The sequence below is a fragment of the Mesorhizobium sp. M1A.F.Ca.IN.020.04.1.1 genome (genome assembly GCF_003997315.1).
In the GTDB taxonomy this organism is placed as follows: domain Bacteria; phylum Pseudomonadota; class Alphaproteobacteria; order Rhizobiales; family Rhizobiaceae; genus Mesorhizobium.
The window spans coordinates 1-1,099 of sequence record NZ_RZSN01000384.1 but is presented as its reverse complement, the minus strand read 5'-3'; the positions used below and the strand labels follow the sequence as shown (position 1 = coordinate 1,099).

1 protein-coding gene and 2 pseudogenes are annotated in these 1,099 nt (G+C 63.9%); 2 read left to right on the top strand and 1 reads right to left on the bottom strand.

Annotated features, from left to right (window positions below; genetic code table 11):
* Both pdhA and EOA49_RS32065 read left to right on the top strand, forming a co-directional pair.
* The coding region (gene pdhA, locus EOA49_RS32070) for a pyruvate dehydrogenase (acetyl-transferring) E1 component subunit alpha (protein WP_127243604.1) at positions 1-848 on the top strand (848 nt) is incomplete at its 5' end.
* Between the two features lie 13 nt (positions 849-861).
* A pseudogene (locus EOA49_RS32065) lies at positions 862-972 on the top strand (biotin/lipoyl-containing protein); the annotation flags it as partial.
* Here EOA49_RS32065 and EOA49_RS32985 read toward each other — a convergent pair.
* Positions 968-1,099: pseudogene (locus EOA49_RS32985) on the bottom strand (hypothetical protein); the annotation flags it as partial. The pseudogenes EOA49_RS32065 and EOA49_RS32985 sit on opposite strands and share 5 nt — an antisense overlap.

Genomic DNA, 1,099 nt, shown 5'->3' with positions numbered 1-1,099 from the left:
GCCTCTATATCGGCCAGGAGGCCGTCGTTACCGGCATGAAGATGGCGCTGATCGAGGGCGACCAGATGATCACCGCCTATCGCGACCATGGCCACATGCTGGCTATGGATCTGTCGCCGCGCGGCGTCATGGCCGAGCTCACCGGGCGCCGTGGCGGCCTGTCGAAAGGCAAGGGCGGCTCCATGCACATGTTCTCCAAGGAGAAGCATTTCTATGGCGGCCACGGCATCGTGGGCGCGCAGGTGTCGCTGGGCACAGGCCTGGCCTTCGCCAACCGCTACCGCGACAACAAGAATGTCTCGCTGACCTATTTCGGCGACGGCGCCGCCAACCAGGGCCAGGTCTATGAAAGCTTCAACATGGCCTCGCTGTGGAAGCTGCCGGTAATCTACATCATCGAGAACAATCGCTACGCCATGGGCACATCGGTGTCGCGCTCATCCGCCGAGACCGACTTCTCCAACCGCGGCGCTTCCTTCAAGATTCCCGGCATGCAGGTCGACGGCATGGACGTTCGCGCGGTCAAGGCAGCCGGCGACGTCGCCGCCGAATGGTGCCGCGCCGGCAACGGCCCGCTGATCCTCGAGATGCAGACCTATCGCTATCGCGGGCATTCGATGTCCGACCCGGCGAAGTATCGCTCCAAGGAAGAAGTGCAGAAGATGCGCTCGGAGCACGACCCGATCGAACAGGTCAAGGCGCGCCTGATCGATAAGAGGTGGGCGAGCGAAGACGATCTCAAGGCCATCGACAAGGAGGTCCGCGACATCGTCGCCGACGCCGCCGAATTTGCCCAGCACGACGCCGAGCCGGATCCGTCCGAGCTCTGGACCGACATCGTACTCTAAGGAGGGCACGGACATGCCGATCGAAATTCTCATGCCCGCTCTCTCGCCGACGATGGAAGAGGGCAATCTTTCCAAGTGGTTGAAGAACGAAGGCGACAAGGTCGTCGCCGGCGACGTCATCGCCGGCCGTTCAGCACTGGCCGGACCTGCGCCGCGATCCGGTTGCCGCCGACCGTGCCGCGCCAGATCGCGTCGCCCGGCCGCCAGTCGGAGGCGACCGTCAGCGGCTCGCTGCCATTGATCGACAGATC